General features: G+C 45.3%; 12 protein-coding genes. 1 reads left to right on the top strand and 11 read right to left on the bottom strand.

The window, feature by feature from the left end; genetic code table 11:
* Nucleotides 1-71 precede the first annotated feature (71 nt).
* The 4 genes from WCX72_RS05585 to WCX72_RS05570 form a co-directional block, all read right to left on the bottom strand.
* Nucleotides 72-1,598: a PAS domain-containing sensor histidine kinase gene (locus WCX72_RS05585; RefSeq protein ID WP_231021097.1), complete on the bottom strand. Its 1,527-nt coding sequence runs from the start codon at nucleotides 1,596-1,598 to the stop codon at nucleotides 72-74.
* A gap of 77 nt (nucleotides 1,599-1,675) precedes the next feature.
* The gene (locus WCX72_RS05580; protein ID WP_231021096.1) at nucleotides 1,676-2,368 is read right to left on the bottom strand and encodes a 2-phosphosulfolactate phosphatase; all 693 of its coding nucleotides are present in this window, start codon (nucleotides 2,366-2,368) and stop codon (nucleotides 1,676-1,678) included.
* A gap of 15 nt (nucleotides 2,369-2,383) precedes the next feature.
* Nucleotides 2,384-2,671, bottom strand: a complete 288-nt coding sequence (locus WCX72_RS05575) for a hypothetical protein (RefSeq protein WP_345971330.1) — start codon at nucleotides 2,669-2,671, stop codon at nucleotides 2,384-2,386.
* Nucleotides 2,672-2,724: 53 nt separating this feature from the next.
* On the bottom strand, nucleotides 2,725-3,513 hold the full coding sequence (locus WCX72_RS05570) for a DUF4197 domain-containing protein (RefSeq protein WP_345971329.1): 789 nt from the start codon (nucleotides 3,511-3,513) through the stop codon (nucleotides 2,725-2,727).
* Nucleotides 3,514-3,641: 128 nt separating this feature from the next.
* On the opposite strand from WCX72_RS05570, the gene WCX72_RS05565 reads away from it, so the two are divergent.
* A complete protein-coding gene (locus WCX72_RS05565; protein ID WP_345971328.1) occupies nucleotides 3,642-4,037 on the top strand; it encodes a hypothetical protein in 396 nt (131 codons plus the stop codon).
* 79 nt (nucleotides 4,038-4,116) lie between these two features.
* Here WCX72_RS05565 and WCX72_RS05560 read toward each other — a convergent pair whose 3' ends face one another.
* The 7 genes from WCX72_RS05560 to hsdR are packed head-to-tail and all read right to left on the bottom strand — an operon-like array spanning nucleotide 4,117 to nucleotide 14,518.
* Nucleotides 4,117-4,671, bottom strand: coding sequence for a hypothetical protein (locus WCX72_RS05560; protein WP_345971327.1), 555 nt, complete (start codon nucleotides 4,669-4,671; stop codon nucleotides 4,117-4,119).
* Nucleotides 4,668-5,360 (bottom strand): HNH endonuclease, encoded by a 693-nt coding sequence (locus WCX72_RS05555; protein ID WP_345971326.1) that lies wholly within the window; start codon nucleotides 5,358-5,360, stop codon nucleotides 4,668-4,670. The genes WCX72_RS05560 and WCX72_RS05555 overlap by 4 nt, the downstream gene beginning before the upstream one ends.
* 36 nt (nucleotides 5,361-5,396) lie before the next feature.
* Nucleotides 5,397-6,311 (bottom strand): hypothetical protein, encoded by a 915-nt coding sequence (locus WCX72_RS05550; protein WP_345971325.1) that lies wholly within the window; start codon nucleotides 6,309-6,311, stop codon nucleotides 5,397-5,399.
* Nucleotides 6,311-7,918, bottom strand: a complete 1,608-nt coding sequence (locus WCX72_RS05545) for an AAA family ATPase (protein WP_345971324.1) — start codon at nucleotides 7,916-7,918, stop codon at nucleotides 6,311-6,313. The genes WCX72_RS05550 and WCX72_RS05545 overlap by 1 nt, the downstream gene beginning before the upstream one ends.
* Entirely contained in the window at nucleotides 7,915-9,435 is a 1,521-nt protein-coding gene (locus tag WCX72_RS05540) for a restriction endonuclease subunit S (RefSeq protein ID WP_345971323.1), read from the bottom strand. Before WCX72_RS05540 ends, WCX72_RS05545 begins: the two co-directional genes overlap by 4 nt.
* Nucleotides 9,432-10,856: an N-6 DNA methylase gene (locus WCX72_RS05535; protein ID WP_345971322.1), complete on the bottom strand. Its 1,425-nt coding sequence runs from the start codon at nucleotides 10,854-10,856 to the stop codon at nucleotides 9,432-9,434. The genes WCX72_RS05540 and WCX72_RS05535 overlap by 4 nt, the downstream gene beginning before the upstream one ends.
* 23 nt (nucleotides 10,857-10,879) lie before the next feature.
* Nucleotides 10,880-14,518: a type I restriction-modification system endonuclease gene (gene hsdR, locus WCX72_RS05530; protein ID WP_345971321.1), complete on the bottom strand. Its 3,639-nt coding sequence runs from the start codon at nucleotides 14,516-14,518 to the stop codon at nucleotides 10,880-10,882.
* Nucleotides 14,519-14,812 lie beyond the last annotated feature (294 nt).

The raw sequence follows: 14,812 nt of genomic DNA, 5'->3' as shown, positions 1-14,812 counted from the left end.
ACGCCACATTCCCCAAACCATTGTTGCTGCGACGTAAATGAATGTAAACCGCCAAGACGGCGGGCGGAAGATCAGCACGCCTCTCCGGCAAAGGGGATGCGGATCGTAAAGCAGGCGCCGGCTTTCTCATTTTTCACGGAGATCGTGCCGCCAAACTTCTGCTCGATAATCTGCCGTGTCATGTAGAGCCCCAGTCCCGTGCCCTGGCTTTTGTGCTTGGTCGTAAAATAGGGGTCGAAGATCTTGTCGATGATCGCCTTGTCGATGCCGCCGCCGTTGTCGCAGACCTTGATGACATACTGCGATCCTTCGGCGAATCCTCTGCACTGGATGAAGCCCGCATCGGTCCTGTGGCTCTTAATGGCATTGGCCGCGTTCGAATAGAGGTTGATCAGCGCCTGTTTAAGGTTGTTCAGATGCCCGCCGATCCGGACGTTTTCGAGATCGGTCTCGTAACCGATCCGCTTGCCCATAATGGAGCTGATAACGAGGGTCTGCAGCGATTTGTCCATATCGCTGATGCAGAAACTGTCGTGCCCCCCGTCCTCCTGGTAGTAGAGGCGGAAATCGTCGATCGTGTCGGAGAGGTACTGGATGATCTCGCTGCAGTGGCTCTGGAACTCTTCGAATTCGCTCTCGCGCGTTTCGTCCTTCGCCATCATCATCTTGACCGACATTCCCGTCATCAGCAACCCAAGGGTATTGAGCGGCTGCCGCCACTGGTGCGCAATGTTGCTGATCATCTCCCCCATCGCGGCGAACTTGTTCTGCTGAAAGAGCATCGTGTCTTTCCGGCGGCTCGCTTCGATCTCCTCCCTGATCCGCTCCTCGAGGTTCCGGTTGATCGCCTCGAGCTTCCGCTCCGCTTCGAGCTGTTCGGTCATATCGAGACTGAGTCCGACCAGGCCGCTGACGCCGTGCTCCGCGTTTTCGACCCGCGTTTTGACAATGAGGACCTCATGCACTTTGCCGTCGGTAAAGGGGATCTTCTCATAGGAGAGATGGGGTTCGCTCTGCTGCAGGGCCGCGGCATCCGAACGCATGCAGCTCTGCGCGGCTTCCGCTGAATAGAGCGATTCGTAATGGGGGACGGAGAGGAACCGCTCCTCGCTGATACCTGTGGCATCGCAGAAGGCCTTGTTGACGAAGCGGAGTCTGCCGGATATGTCCTGGGACCAGATCCCGATGGGCGCCGTATCGAGGATCGTTCGAAAGGTCAGACGCTCATCCGGGGCCAGGATCTCCCGCGCGCGTTCTTCCTTCACCCCCATGCAGCGCGAAACGAGGTGGCCACTGGAGAGTTTGTAGATGTAGCCCTCCTGCCAGAGGTCGGTGGACCCGTAGCAGGGGACCAGGGCGACCTCCTCCGCCTCTCCCGTGCGGTACACCTCCCGGAAGAACTCAAGCAGGGGACGGGTTGCATTGACAGGGAAGAGCGTGGATAACGCTTCGCTGACGGACTCTCCTACATCAAAATGGCAAAGTTTCTTCGCTTTGTCATTGATGTAGACGACCTTGAAGTCGTCACCCTCCTCCAACGGTTCATAGACAGTAATCCCGATATCGACAAGGTCGAAAATCTCTTCAAAACTGAACATGCATCTCCTCCTGCCTCATTTTATCGTAAGGGAGATATACAAAGGCCCTGCCGGGGCGCTCACGGGGCGGACTCTGTTCAGAGTGTCACTTTCCGCACGCTGGTCCACAGAGCTCCTTGATAAACAGCCATAACAAAGGCGGGCGGCAGGGAGGTTGCGCAGTAGTCGATGTCTTCGGCATTGAACTCGGGACGGGCGGGGTCAAGGAACTTCACAACCGTCTCGCAGCCGTAGATGCGCCGCCGGACCTCATCGGTATCCATCGCCTCGCCCAGCAGCTGTGAACGGATATACTCCGCGCAGGCGAAATCCTCGTCTCCGGTCGGGTGGGAGGCGACAAGGTTTATCCGCGCGTCGGTGCCGCCGTAATGCGCCTGCAGATAGCGCACTGTCGCTTCGGCATTGGAGAAGCCCGTCAGCAGCACCGTCGGCGCCCCCAGCGAGTGCAGCGCCGCCTTAACGCCGTTCGTCGTCTTCTGCACGATTATAAGCCCTTCCAGTTCGGCGGAGGCGAAACGGACGGGGGAGTTGTCGAGATCGAACCCCTCTATCGGCAATCCCCCTACTTCACCGGCCAGCAATACCTCCGGACGTTCCTTCCGCACGGCAAAGGCCGCCGCGACGTCCGGGACGAGGAGAATCTCCGCGGCACCCCGCAAAAAGGCGTAATGCGCCACGGTAAAGGCCCGTACGACATCGATGACGACGTTGACCTCCGAATCGGGAAGCGCAAGGTCGTTGCCGCGGAAAATCTCAACCCGGAGTGTCACTGATTACTGTCTCTCCTAAATGTAGCTGATGTCGTCCGAGTGGATCTTTTTGAGGTCCTCTTCCTCCAGCCCGTCATAGCTGTAGACGAAACAGGCCGGTTTCGCTTTGACGGTCTTGTGAACGTCCCAGAACGCATTGAGGTCTTTGACGATGATCACCTTCTCGGCGCGCAGCTCCTCCAGCGGAAGACCGACAAGACCGTGAGAGAGTGTGATCGTAATAAGCTCCATCATTTCACTGTTAATGATAATGGGACCGTTGCCTTTGAGAAGAACGACTTTTGGACGCGTTTTGTTTTGCACTGTAGAGAACCTTTTTTTAGCCCTCTATTACAAAAACCGTTCTACCCCCACCCTCAGTTGCCGAAAACCTTCTGCAGCAGCTCCGTCGTACGCGCCGCGGGGTCGGTGCGGATCTGCTTCTCCTCTTCGGCAATGACCGTAAAGAGGCCGTCAACCCCCTTGGCCGTGATGTAGCCGTCGAGGTCGCGCGGGTCGTACTGCGTTGCGTTCGATTCGCCCGAGAGCGACCCAAGGAGCTTCGTTACTCCTGTCTGCTCCAGCACCGGCGCGCCGTAACTGTCGTAGGTATCGACCATTGTCTTGTAGTACTGCGTCACCTCGGTCTCCTGGGTGTACTGCTGGACAATGGGCAAGATCGCCGCCTGCAGCGCCGGGCCGGAGTGCTCGCGGAAATACTCCGTCGCCGCGTTGTCGGGACCGGTCAGGATCTTCTTTGCATCCTCGATGCTCATGGCGGAGATGGTATCGGCAAAGATCTTCGCCGTCTCCGGCACCGCCTTCTCCGCCGCCCGGTTCATCGCCGTGACGAAGTCATCGGCATACTTGCCCATCCCCGCCTTGCGCAGCCCCTTCTCGACCATCATCAGTTTGTCGGGCACCGGGATCTTCACCAGGCTGTTCCCAAGGAACCCGTCTTCCTGCCCCAGTTGAGCAATCGCCAGTTTCACGCCCTTATTGAGCGCCTCGCGCAAACCGCCGTCAATGTCTGTCACGGACAACCCGGAGACGTCCTTCGTCTGTGTCTCCCCAGAAGTCGTTTTTGTCACCGTCTCCATGATGGAGTCGAACAGTCCGGCATTGAGAGTCTGGGTTGTAAGTACAACGGCCAAAGAAGAGGTCATTAACAGTTTTGAAAAATGCATGGAAGCCCTTATTGTTTTTCAGTTGTCTAGCAGTATGCCATAAATCCAGGAACGCTTCCGGAAAGCATTGGAATGAGAATTGCTCATAAGTTTATAAAAGGAGAGTCATGATCCCGGAGGAGCATTACGAAAACCTGCAAAAAAGCGCGCCAAAGGTGGCCGAGAACATCAATGCCATTACCGAACAGACGTTTAAAATCCTGCTGACAGAGCATCCGGAGCTAAAGGTACTGTTCCAGGGAGCCAAAGCCGACATGCCCCAACAATTCAGCTTTGCCGTCATTGCACTGACAAGCTTTATCGACCGCCCCGAAAAGATGAAGATGTATGCAGAAAAATTCAAAGCCATGTATCCCGATGCAACACAAGAACAGTTCACACTCATCTTTGAAACACTGCTTAAAGGGATGAAACAGGTCCTGGACCGCAAAGCCCCACCAAAAGCCATCAACGCATGGGACGCCGCACTGACGCATCTTAATCACGACTATCTTCACAGCTAAACTGCCTGACAGGAATTAGAGCCACATGACGGGAAGCGGGAACAACCCCAAACTAAATGCCTAGCTTCTCTGTTCAATGCTACTTTGAATCATTATTGGGTAAATCATAAACTATAAGTTCAGCTGCCTTCTCAGCATTTAGTTTATTTTTTAGCACATGAATCAAAAAAAATGCACTTGTAAATACGAAGATTCCTGACACAATTTTCCCTTCAATGCTTGAGGAAAAAATTAATGCAAAAGAAAATGAGAAATAAGTAAAAATAGAAAAATACAAACCTACTTTGTCAAATAAACTAAACAATTTTCTAAGCCATGATTTTTCGAATCTCTTTGTGTAATGCAGTTTTCCATTTTCATATTTGACATATCCCGGAACTGTAGACAAAAGATGAACTAACCAAATGCCATTATCATCATCTACAATTTTGAGAACATCACTATATGTCATTTTGATACCTGTAGCAGCCTTGAACAATGCTGCAACTTCAAGCTTTGTACTATCATCGTTTTTGATTACCTTACTAAGCTTTTCATGAGCCAAAAGCTTTCTTTCTTCACTTTTGTTGTTCGAAATTACAGCAACAATAATCGATCCGACAACTGTCAAGATTGTTGTAAGGATACTAATCATTCATACACCTTTTGAAGTCTATCCAATAGCGATTCAAGTACATTGACTTCCATTTCAATTCCAAGCCTTGGTGCGACTACTTGCTGTAGTCTAATGACTGTCTCAATATAGTCTTTTTGCTCTTCAAAACTGAACCGTTGCCAGTTTGATTTGTTTTTCTTACCATTGTGTGCTTTGATCAAGAGTTGTAGATTATCAGGATGATGTTTTCCAGGTTCAGAAGGGTTCAGAAGTGCTGCAGCATGATCTACTTCGAAATCTAGTCCAAAAAATCGGTTTAGTTGTTTTGATATCGTTTCAAATTCACCAATGCGATACTCTTCATTTACTGTAAGAGATTCACTGTCTTTACGGATACGTTCCGCACGAGTCAGAGGCTCAATGTCTTCTTCTAGTTCTTGCTCCTCCCTCGCCTTTTTTTCAACCTCTGTTGCATAACGCACTTTCCTAGGGCGTTCAGAATCATCGATTTCTACGTCATTATCGAAACCACCCGTAGAAAGTCGCGAGCTGATACGTGCAGCCAACTCTCTCAACCCAGTTGTGTCTATCTTTTGATTTTCAGCTTGTCGGTCTGCTTCTTCTAAAAGGTCTGGATAGAGTTCACCAACACGCACCGCCCATTCCGAAACAATGACCCAGTCATCGAATGTTTTTAATGCTTCAAGATATTTTTGTGCTTTAGTCATTACTTATCCTTAACCATCTAACTACAACCTATTTAATTACACCCTCTGCAATATATCCATGACCCAACTATTTTCACTAAAGCCTCTTAAATAAGTTTTAGCTGCAGAATTAAATTGTGTATCGGGACATGAATGCCTTACCATATTCATAAGCTTTTTTCTATTTGATTTGATTTGCTCTCGATTCGCATCTATACCTCTATCTATTAATTGATTTGTATCATTAACAAGTCTATTAATGCTTTGATATATACTTTTTCTTGCTCTTTTTGTAGCAATTTGATTTAAATGATATAAATGTATGGATGTACTAGCTCTCACATACTCTTCTGCATTTTCATCATCAGTGATCGCACATGCTGATCCATTTATGTTATATGTCAAAAGTGAGGAATCATCTATATCACATGGGTCTAATAGCGCCGGATATTCAGTATGGTTATCAGTTTCACATCGGTTCCATATAGCTGGTGGCAACAATGGAAAATGATCATGTTTTCCACCTTCTGTATTAACATCAATACGACGTGAATTACAATAAGTACAGGCAAATCGATAATTTTTCCAATCAAAGGCTAGCCACCAATAACCAGGATGCCCTACACACTCAATTACCTTATTTTTAGGTCGAAAATGATCAATTGGATTATCTGATCTATTTTCTTTTGTTTCACAATACCAACATTTTCCATTTGACTGTTTAGACAAAATAGCACTTAAACTAGACCAGATATTTTTATAACTGATAGCTGCTTTTCTAGCCTTGTCTTTTGCCTTTTGAATGTATGCTTCCGCTTCTTCACCCTCTAAACCTTCATCCTCGGCCTTAACTCTTGCACTTTCTTCAGCACTTTGTATCTTTTCTGCCACATATTCATTTGCATCATCGACTGTTTCTTCCCAATCATCTGGTAACTCTAATTCAACTAAATCCAAATCAATATAATGCATTATACGTCTTTCTCTTCGGCCTCAATCTCAGCCAAAATATCATCTGCCATACTAGACAGCTTGGCTAGATCTTCTTGAGAAAGTGTTCTCCTTTGCTTTATCGTTTTTGCTTCTCTATTTTTCCACGCTTTCACAAAAGCAGAAAAATATGGATCTGAATAAGCTTCTAAAAAACCATACTTGTCAAGTTCATCTTTAAGCGTTTTTATACGTTCTTTTTCTATTGGAGTCAAATCATCTTTTGCCAATAATATTGCATGTTCATCTAATAACTTTAAAGTTTTTGAATCTAGATCAGAACGAAGACCAAATAATTCACTTGTTAATAAACCTCCATAACCCATCCCAATCGGGTCTTCTAATGGTTCAGAAGCCATTACCTTTTGGGCCTCATTTTTCCACATAATCTTTACACGCTCTTTTTTTAACTCTGCAATTGCTAGTGGATGATGTGTTGCAAGCATTACTTGCGTGCTTTCTTTATTTTCTGTAAATTGTTCTAGAAATTTAAAATAATCTACTGTCCATGATGGATTTAGATGTGTATCTGGCTCATCCAGTAAAAACAATGAGTCCTTGCCCCCAGTGAACTTCAAAAGGCCGAGTAAAGTCAAGAGTTGTTGTTCACCTTCACTCAATTCTCTAAAACTTAAAACTTCATCGACATTCTTCACCTTAACATGTATTCTTACTTCAGCAAGCAATTCCGAGAGAAGGGTACTTTCAAGCATTTTGAAAAAATGATCAACACTTAAGCCGTCAGACACCTGCATCAGCTTCTCATAACTTGGTATTTTTAGGTGTAAAAATTCATTACTACCTTTTTTAGCCAAAAACCCTGAGCTTTCTTCCCCATTGACCTTTATTGGCGCCAATGCCTGGGGTAATAATTTATCTAAAAACTGTCTTACTACTCCGTCTGCACCCCAAAAAATGTCGTTTTCATTTTCCTTTTTAGCCCAGCCTGGTTTTCTTAAAATAAAATGTACAGATTCTAGGCTTTCTATCCCCATATAGTCTTTTAGAAAATCCTTTCCTTCGGTATCTTCTTGATCAAGGAAAAAAGCCAAAAGTACAAATTGGCTGTGCACAGGTTTTGCATAAAACATTGGTCGCATTTCACCTTGTATGTCAAGTTGATTTTTTAGTAATTTGTAATAAAAGTCGGAACGGTGTTTTATAAAATAATTTTCTAAACGATCACTAGGGCCAGAATAATATGCAAATACATGTCGCGGTAGATAAACTGATTGACCTTCCTTATCTCGTTTGACTTTCGATATTGCAACCTTAGTCCAAGTTGTGCGATCAGTAGAATATTCAATTTTGTACTGTTTACTCAGTGTTTCTTGTGTGTGGTCAGCAATTACTTTAATAGTTTTTTGCCGACCATCACCTTCTAAGCTATATACAATTTCATAAGAAAATAGAGGAGATTCACCTAGATCTAAATTTCTAAATATAGACACCAATGCTTCAAGGACATTAGATTTTCCAGAACCATTTCGACCGACAATTACAGTCATAAAATGTTCAGTATTAAAATCAATTTTAATATTATTAAGGTTTTTAAACTTCGATTTAATTTCGAGTGATTCTATTTTCATACATTACCTTCCACACAAAAACTAATCCAGTCTTCATCATCACGTCGCTCAACATCTATTTTTTTTTCAGTTTGAAGCTGTTGTATTTGCGCAAAGAACTTTTCTATATCGTCGAAGTCATCCCCATATGCCGATAAACTATATAGTTTTTTAGCAGATATTGCTCCATCTTCTTTCTCTAAAATTTTCAACAGGTCTTTAGTCGAATCACTCGCTTTTTTTACCCGTTTCGCTCTTTTTTTTGGTTGCTCTTTTTCCTGCTCGGCTTTTATGCGTTCCAATAGTTTTTCGGCGGGTTCGTCGTTGGGGTCTTGGGGGACGAGTTCACCGCGGAAGGCTTTGGCAAGGAGGCTTTGGTTGAGTTTATCGACCCGTTTTTTGGCAACATCTATTTTAGATTCGAGGGCATCTGCAACAGTGAAAAAGGATTCAACACGTGAAACGATTTCTTTTTGTTCATCTCTTGTAGGTAGTGGAACGGTTATCGACCGCACCTTGCTAAGATTAAGATTTGGTTGATTTCCACCTTCGGCAAGTTTTCGTATTTCAGCATAGTTTTCTTGGAGTCTTATTTTTAAATAAGCTTTTTCGACTTTTTCTTTATCTATGATAAGTGCGGCACAAGCTTGATTGATTGCTGCAGGGAATGTCAATTCTGTGACCTGACCTCGTGTTTTTCCTTCCCCGTACATCGCTACGAGTAATGTACCTGGCTCAAATATTTTTAATGTGCATTCATCAATGGCTTTTTGAGTTACATATGTTTCAGTTTTGCGCACGAAGGGCCTTCCAGTCACTGAGCTAGTCAACCAAGGAATTTCCCCACCTTCATAATAAGATGTTTCAGATTTTAATGGTGTCTTACCCGTTGCAACTTCGGCAACATCATTGATAGTAACTTCATCCCATTCAAAATTAACGTTATGCTCTTCTCTCCATTCCTCAGTCAGTTTCCCCGAAATCGCAGCGGCGAGGACAGACTGGCGGAAGCGTTTAATAAAAGTAGGAGAATTATTTACGCGTTTATTAACGGAATCAACCTGTGCTACTAATCTGTCGAGCTTATCAGCAATACGTTTTTGTTCATTGAGAGGAGGCAATGGAATTTCATGGGCTTCAAATGTACCTTTTGTAACATGAACCATACCCATACCATGAGCTTTCCGATATAACTCATTAATTGATTCAGATATTGCATAGTAGAGAAATTGTTTATTTACAATACTAAATGGTTCTACTCGAAAAATATGTTGATTCAACCAAGCATCACCACGATTCCAAATATAAGCTCCTAGTGAAGCAGACCAAGCGACTAGTAAGTCATCATTTTTTACTCTGTATTTCTCTTCGAAATCTTCTTCAACATAGTTGAATGCTGCATTCTCATCATTAAGATTTTGGATTCTAATAATGGGAGTACCTTCTGTTTTCCACTCAGATTTTTTGAATCCTCGCCCATTTATGTAATTAGCCAAATCGCCAAGTGTTGCTAATGTCCATCCGCTTGGTAAACTCACCCTTCCACCTCAACACCTAATTGTGCTAATAACTCCTCAAGGTCGTTGATTACAGCAAATAGCTCATCTCTCGCCTCTATAGCCAATACATCTGGTTCTGAGAGTGTTGTTGAATCTTCTAGACTCTCGTCTTTAAGCCACGAAATATCAAGGCTATCGTCCCGCTTGGCAATATCCCCACGAGAAAAACATCTAAAGCGTCCCTCCTCACCTTCATCAACTCTTGGGGTTGCTTGATAGGCCTCTACAAACGTATCAAAGTGTTTACGAGTCAATGGTGTACGCTTGCCAAACTTTGGCATATTGGCACGCATGTCATAAACCCATATTTCTTTTGTGTTATCGATATCTGTCTTGCCCCGCTCGAAAAAGAGCACGTTTGTCTTAACTCCTTGGGCATAGAAGATTCCCGTCGGCAGCCTGAGGATTGTATGCAGATTACACTTGTTCATTAGGTCTTGACGTATCTGCTTGCCCGTGCTACCTTCAAAAAGAACATTATCTGGCAATACGACAGCAGCACGCCCACCTTCTTTTAGCCCTCTATAGATATGTTGTAAAAAAGCAAGCTGTTTATTGGAAGTTGGATAAGTAAAATCATCTCTAGTTGGTAAGCCGCCGCCTTTTTTAGTGCCAAAAGGTGGATTGGACAAAATAACATTTGCCTTAGGGAGGCTCTGCCCCTCAGCTGAAAGTGTATTACCTAGACGAATCACACCATCTTTACCACCTTCTAAATCATGTAGCATTGTATTCATTAATGCAAGGCGGTGAGTATCTGGAACTAATTCCATTCCAACATAAGCATTATTTTTTTGGAACTTGATCTGCTCTTCATTGAGATCGAAGTAATCATCAGTTGCTACGCGGATATAACGGTCGGCGGCAAGTAAAAAGCCACCTGTCCCAGCAGCAGGATCTTGAATCACTTCACCTGCTTTTGGGTCCATTATTTCAACCATGCAGTCAATCAAAACACGGGGCGTAAAATACTGGCCTGCACCTGATTTGGTTTCCGATGCATTCTTCTCCAAAAGTCCCTCGTACATATCTCCAAGGTCTTCACGGCTGGCACCGTACCAGTCTAAATTGTTAATATCGTCGATAAGTTGAGTAAGATGCTTTGGTTCGCGGATACTGGTATTAGCACCCTGGTAAATACTTGCCACAAGTGAATCGGCAGCAGTTTCCAATGCAACAAGTAGTTCACGGTAAAAATGATACTGTTCAACACCATCTTTGTCAGTCAGATTGTCCCAACGGTAACCTTCAGGCAAACGCTTATCGACGCCCGTTTCTTTAGCCATTTTCAAAAAAAGCAACAAGGTTAGCTCGGTAACATACTGGTGGTAGGTAATTCCATCATCTTTTAATATATTGCAGAGATTCCAGAGTTTACTGACGATATCGTTTGTGTTCATTCAAATTCCTATAGTTTATGCTGTTATGCCCACATGTACGTGGCAAAGTCGTCGAGGACTTCATCGAGTTTATGGTTCAGTTGGTTGTCAATGGCTTTACGGCCGCCTTTCTCTTTGAAAGGGGAACTCTCCAAAGCCTCTTCATCAATGATAATGTTTTGTTTCATCTGTTCCGCCAGCCTGTCAAGCCATCTCACCTGGTTTGGCGTCCATTTTTGCGATGATTTGATCTTCTGCAAAGCGGATGTTACCCGCTCTTCATAAGAGACAAGCGGCGATCCAAGTGCCATCGAGCGAATATAGCCGATAATTGTAGCGGCTATATCTTCATTTTTGGCCTCTTTCCATGCCTCATGCAGATGTGTTTCGCTAAAGTTGTGCTCACTTAACATCAAACGCAGTGATTTGAGGTCCTCACGCGTCAGATCTCTCGGCCGGGTCATGACAACTTCAAGTGCAGCGATCTTGTTCCTGTTCTCAATTATGAAGGTGTTGAAGCTTTCGAGGTAGTCTTCCGGAGCCAGAATCGCATTACCGTCCTTGTCTTCACCATACCCCCGCGTGGTCTCCAGTAACTCATCCTCATGGAGCGAGATAACGATATCCGAGGAGCTGATCTTCAGGCCTGAACGCAGGTTGAGTATGAACTTGAAGATATCGGGGTTTTCTCTAAAAAATACTCCCGTCTCTTTCGGGCCTATCTCTTTTAGCTTTTTCGGAAGTTCGTTAAATGTACAGCTCAGCTTGTCGTTTGTCAAGGTATCCAAAAGCGTAAAGGCCTCTTTTGCCTCCGGGAACTCGTCGATTTTCTCCGTGCGTCGCACGATGCGCTGGAACTTGGCAATGACTTGTTCATGCACGTCTTCGGCATGTGTCTTGTTACCGGACTCGCCATAGGCGTCGCCACTGTACTCATATGACTTCTCATTGTTCAGATCATCGATCAACTGCTCAAGCGGCACACTGACCGTCTGAACGATCGGTCTCATCGTGTCCACTTTTTCAAGGACTTTGTAGAGACCCACGGCATCGAAAATCCTGAAGATGTCCTTGTTGATGTCCGGACATAACCTCGTAGCACGGCCTTTCATCTGCTCATACAAAATACGGGAACGGACCCGTCGCAAAAAGACGAGGTTGGTGATCTCCGGCACATCGATACCGGTCGTCAACAAGTCAACCGTAACCGCTATATTTGGCAGGCGTTCGTTCTTATACTCCCTGATCGCTCCGCGAGGTTCACGAATGGAGCCGGTGATCTTCATAACGGTCTTGTCTTTTTGGGGACCGTGGAACTTGTCCAGAGCCAGTTTCATCTGTTCTACGACAACATCGGCATGGGCATCAGAGACACAGAAGATCAGGGTCTTCTCTTCACCGGTTGGGTCGAGGTAATCCTGTGCAAGCGTCTCACAGATAACACGGTTGAACTCTTTGTTGAGCACTTTACGGTTAAAGTCTTCGATCTCAAAGTCCATCTCATCGTCCAGGATCTCAGTACGTGATTCACCGATGACATTGATGACCTCGACCTCATCCTCTTTTTTGAAGTGAATCCCGTGTTTACTCAGCTGCGTGTCAAAGCTGTAGGGCGGCTCACTGTCTATCAGCCAGCCGTCGACAACCGCTTCACGATAACTATAGGTGTAGACCGGGGAATTAAAGATCTCAACCGTATGCGTCGCGGGCGTTGCCGTAAGCCCTATGCGCACCGCATCAAAATAGTCAAGGACTTGCCTGTAAGCAGAGACATACTCGTTGAAGTCACGCAGCTCCATCTCCCCTTCGGTCATCTCTTTGTCGAGCGTGTAGCCCCTGTGTGCTTCATCTACGATAATACAGTCATACCGTCCGACCGGAATCGTCTCATCCGATGCCAAAACCCGTTTGACCATCGACTGGACCGTTGCTACATGGACCTTTGTCTTGCTGTCGGGCATCTTGTCCGTCAGCTCTTTGACGTCATAGATCTCTTCAAACGTCAGATTGCCTTCCGGACGGATCTCGCCAAAAGCGTTTTGCGCCTGTTCACCGAGTGCGCCGCGATCTACCAGAAAGAGGATACGTTTGAAAAAGCCCGCCTTTAAAAGACGGTACATCAATGCGATAACTGTCCGTGTCTTTCCGGTCCCCGTTGCCATAGCTATCAAGATCTTGCGCTCTTTAGCGATAATGGCCTCTTCGGCTTTGTGGACAGCTTTTTGCTGATAATCCCGCAGCGACAAAGAACCCCATTGGTCTTCTTTGATCTTTTCGATGATTTTAACCTCATCACGGGCCAACAACTGTTCGATCTCTTCAGGAGTTTGCCACCCTTTCAAGGCCCTTGATTTGTTTTCAGGAACTCTCAGGTCACGAAACCAGATGCCGCTTTTTGTCTTGATCTGGTTTTGATATTCACGCCCGTTTGTCGAATACGCCAATGGGACTTTATACGTCTCATCTTTTGTAGCGTCTATCGGCCACTCTTTTAGCTCAAGTTGGACGTCCTGGTTTTTAGCGATCTGCTTGACGCTGTCCAGGTTGATGTCTCTGCTGTACTCTTCGGCTTGACGGAGGTCGTCTGCTACGTCATTGCCAAACTTTTTGGCTTCGACAACGCCGACCGGTTTAAGCCCGATAAACAGGACGTAATCAGCCCTGGTGTTCTTCTTGGTATGCGGGTTGTAACATGGCCATTCCGCTATGGCTCTGTTATGACCGACTTCCGGTCTCCCTCCTCTTCTGTAGTCAAGTCCTCTTGTGTCAGCTTCCCAGCCGGCCTCGATCAGCTTTAGATCGATCAGCTCTCGGGTCTCATCTTCTGTCAAATGAAGTTTGCCTGCAGCACTTTTGGCTTTACGCTTGTACGTCTGCTGAAGCTCTCTTTCCTCTTTTTGGTCTTTTTCTGTTTTGACAAGCTCTTCAATCTTGGCCTCAAACGTTTGACGTGCCTGTTCAAGCTCGGCTTCGTTGGCAGCGATGATCTTCTCGTAGCTCTCTTTAGCAGCTTGCATCTCTGCAACTATGGCGTCTTGGGCTTTGGCCTCTTTTGCTATGAGTTCTGTAAGCTCATGACTCTCTTCTAAAGCCTGGTTGGCTTCCGTCAGTTTGGCTGTAAGAATATGTTTTTCATCTTCGAGCTGCTGTAGTGCCGTAGAAGGATCTTCCGGAACTCTAAAAGGTTCTTCGACAAAGCTGCTGTCTTCTCCAAAAGTCAAGTGGTACCAAACAGCTAGTTTATGTGCAAGTTGTAGGTCACCGATCGCTTGTTTGTGGTCGCCGAATGTAAATTCGTGAACAGCCTTGTTCCCATCTTTTCGAAGCTTGTGAAAAATGTCTTTAACTCTTGAATCCAAATTGATCTTGCGGTCGATCTGATAAATGAGCTCACTTTGGTTATTGTATGAATAGGAAGGGATGTTAAAACGCGATGCAATGTCTTTGGCGAAGGCTTCTGAGAGTTGACGAAGTTTCATAATGGTAGTGTTGGGATCCATTGCAAAAAACTGTTCCGCCGCAGATGCCAACTGATAGAAAACAGGGTCGTGCTGTTTCAAAAACTCAAAGTTAGAAATAAGCGAGTAAATGCCTTTAGATTCTACTTGCATGAAAAGTTTTGAAGCATCTTTTACTTTATCAGCTTTTGAAGTATCTATATACTTCTGATACGAATCTGACATTCATTTTCTCCATCATACGCTAAATAGGTCATATTATTCTATCTGTATCCAATAAATATTAACTTTTTCACTGAAAATTTGTAGCAGTAAATAGGGTAAATGATAAATGGGGACAGGCCATATTATTTAGCGTGTTCGTGGAAATAGACAGGGTTCGGCAGATTGCGACTAGGAACAGAGAGCTCATCGGATGCAATAATAGACTCTATATACTACGGTGCCTTTTCAGAAAATATACCGAGTACTTTGTTCCAGTCCTTTTGCGCCATCAATCCTCATTATTTCAAACTTTCT

It is taken from the genome of Thiomicrolovo immobilis, assembly GCF_039645955.1.
GTDB lineage: Bacteria > Campylobacterota > Campylobacteria > Campylobacterales > Sulfurimonadaceae > Thiomicrolovo > Thiomicrolovo diazotrophicus.
This window is presented reverse-complemented; position numbering and strand designations above follow the sequence as displayed.

Coding starts and splice junctions, on each gene's coding strand:
- WCX72_RS05565 (WP_345971328.1), top strand. CDS start 3,642: ATGATCCCGGAGGAGCATTACGAAAACCTGCAAAAAAGCGCGCCAAAG.
- WCX72_RS05570 (WP_345971329.1), bottom strand. CDS start 3,513: ATGACCTCTTCTTTGGCCGTTGTACTTACAACCCAGACTCTCAATGCC.
- WCX72_RS05550 (WP_345971325.1), bottom strand. CDS start 6,311: ATGCATTATATTGATTTGGATTTAGTTGAATTAGAGTTACCAGATGAT.
- WCX72_RS05535 (WP_345971322.1), bottom strand. CDS start 10,856: ATGAACACAAACGATATCGTCAGTAAACTCTGGAATCTCTGCAATATA.
- WCX72_RS05545 (WP_345971324.1), bottom strand. CDS start 7,918: ATGAAAATAGAATCACTCGAAATTAAATCGAAGTTTAAAAACCTTAAT.
- WCX72_RS05555 (WP_345971326.1), bottom strand. CDS start 5,360: ATGACTAAAGCACAAAAATATCTTGAAGCATTAAAAACATTCGATGAC.
- WCX72_RS05585 (WP_231021097.1), bottom strand. CDS start 1,598: ATGTTCAGTTTTGAAGAGATTTTCGACCTTGTCGATATCGGGATTACT.
- hsdR (WP_345971321.1), bottom strand. CDS start 14,518: ATGTCAGATTCGTATCAGAAGTATATAGATACTTCAAAAGCTGATAAA.
- WCX72_RS05560 (WP_345971327.1), bottom strand. CDS start 4,671: ATGATTAGTATCCTTACAACAATCTTGACAGTTGTCGGATCGATTATT.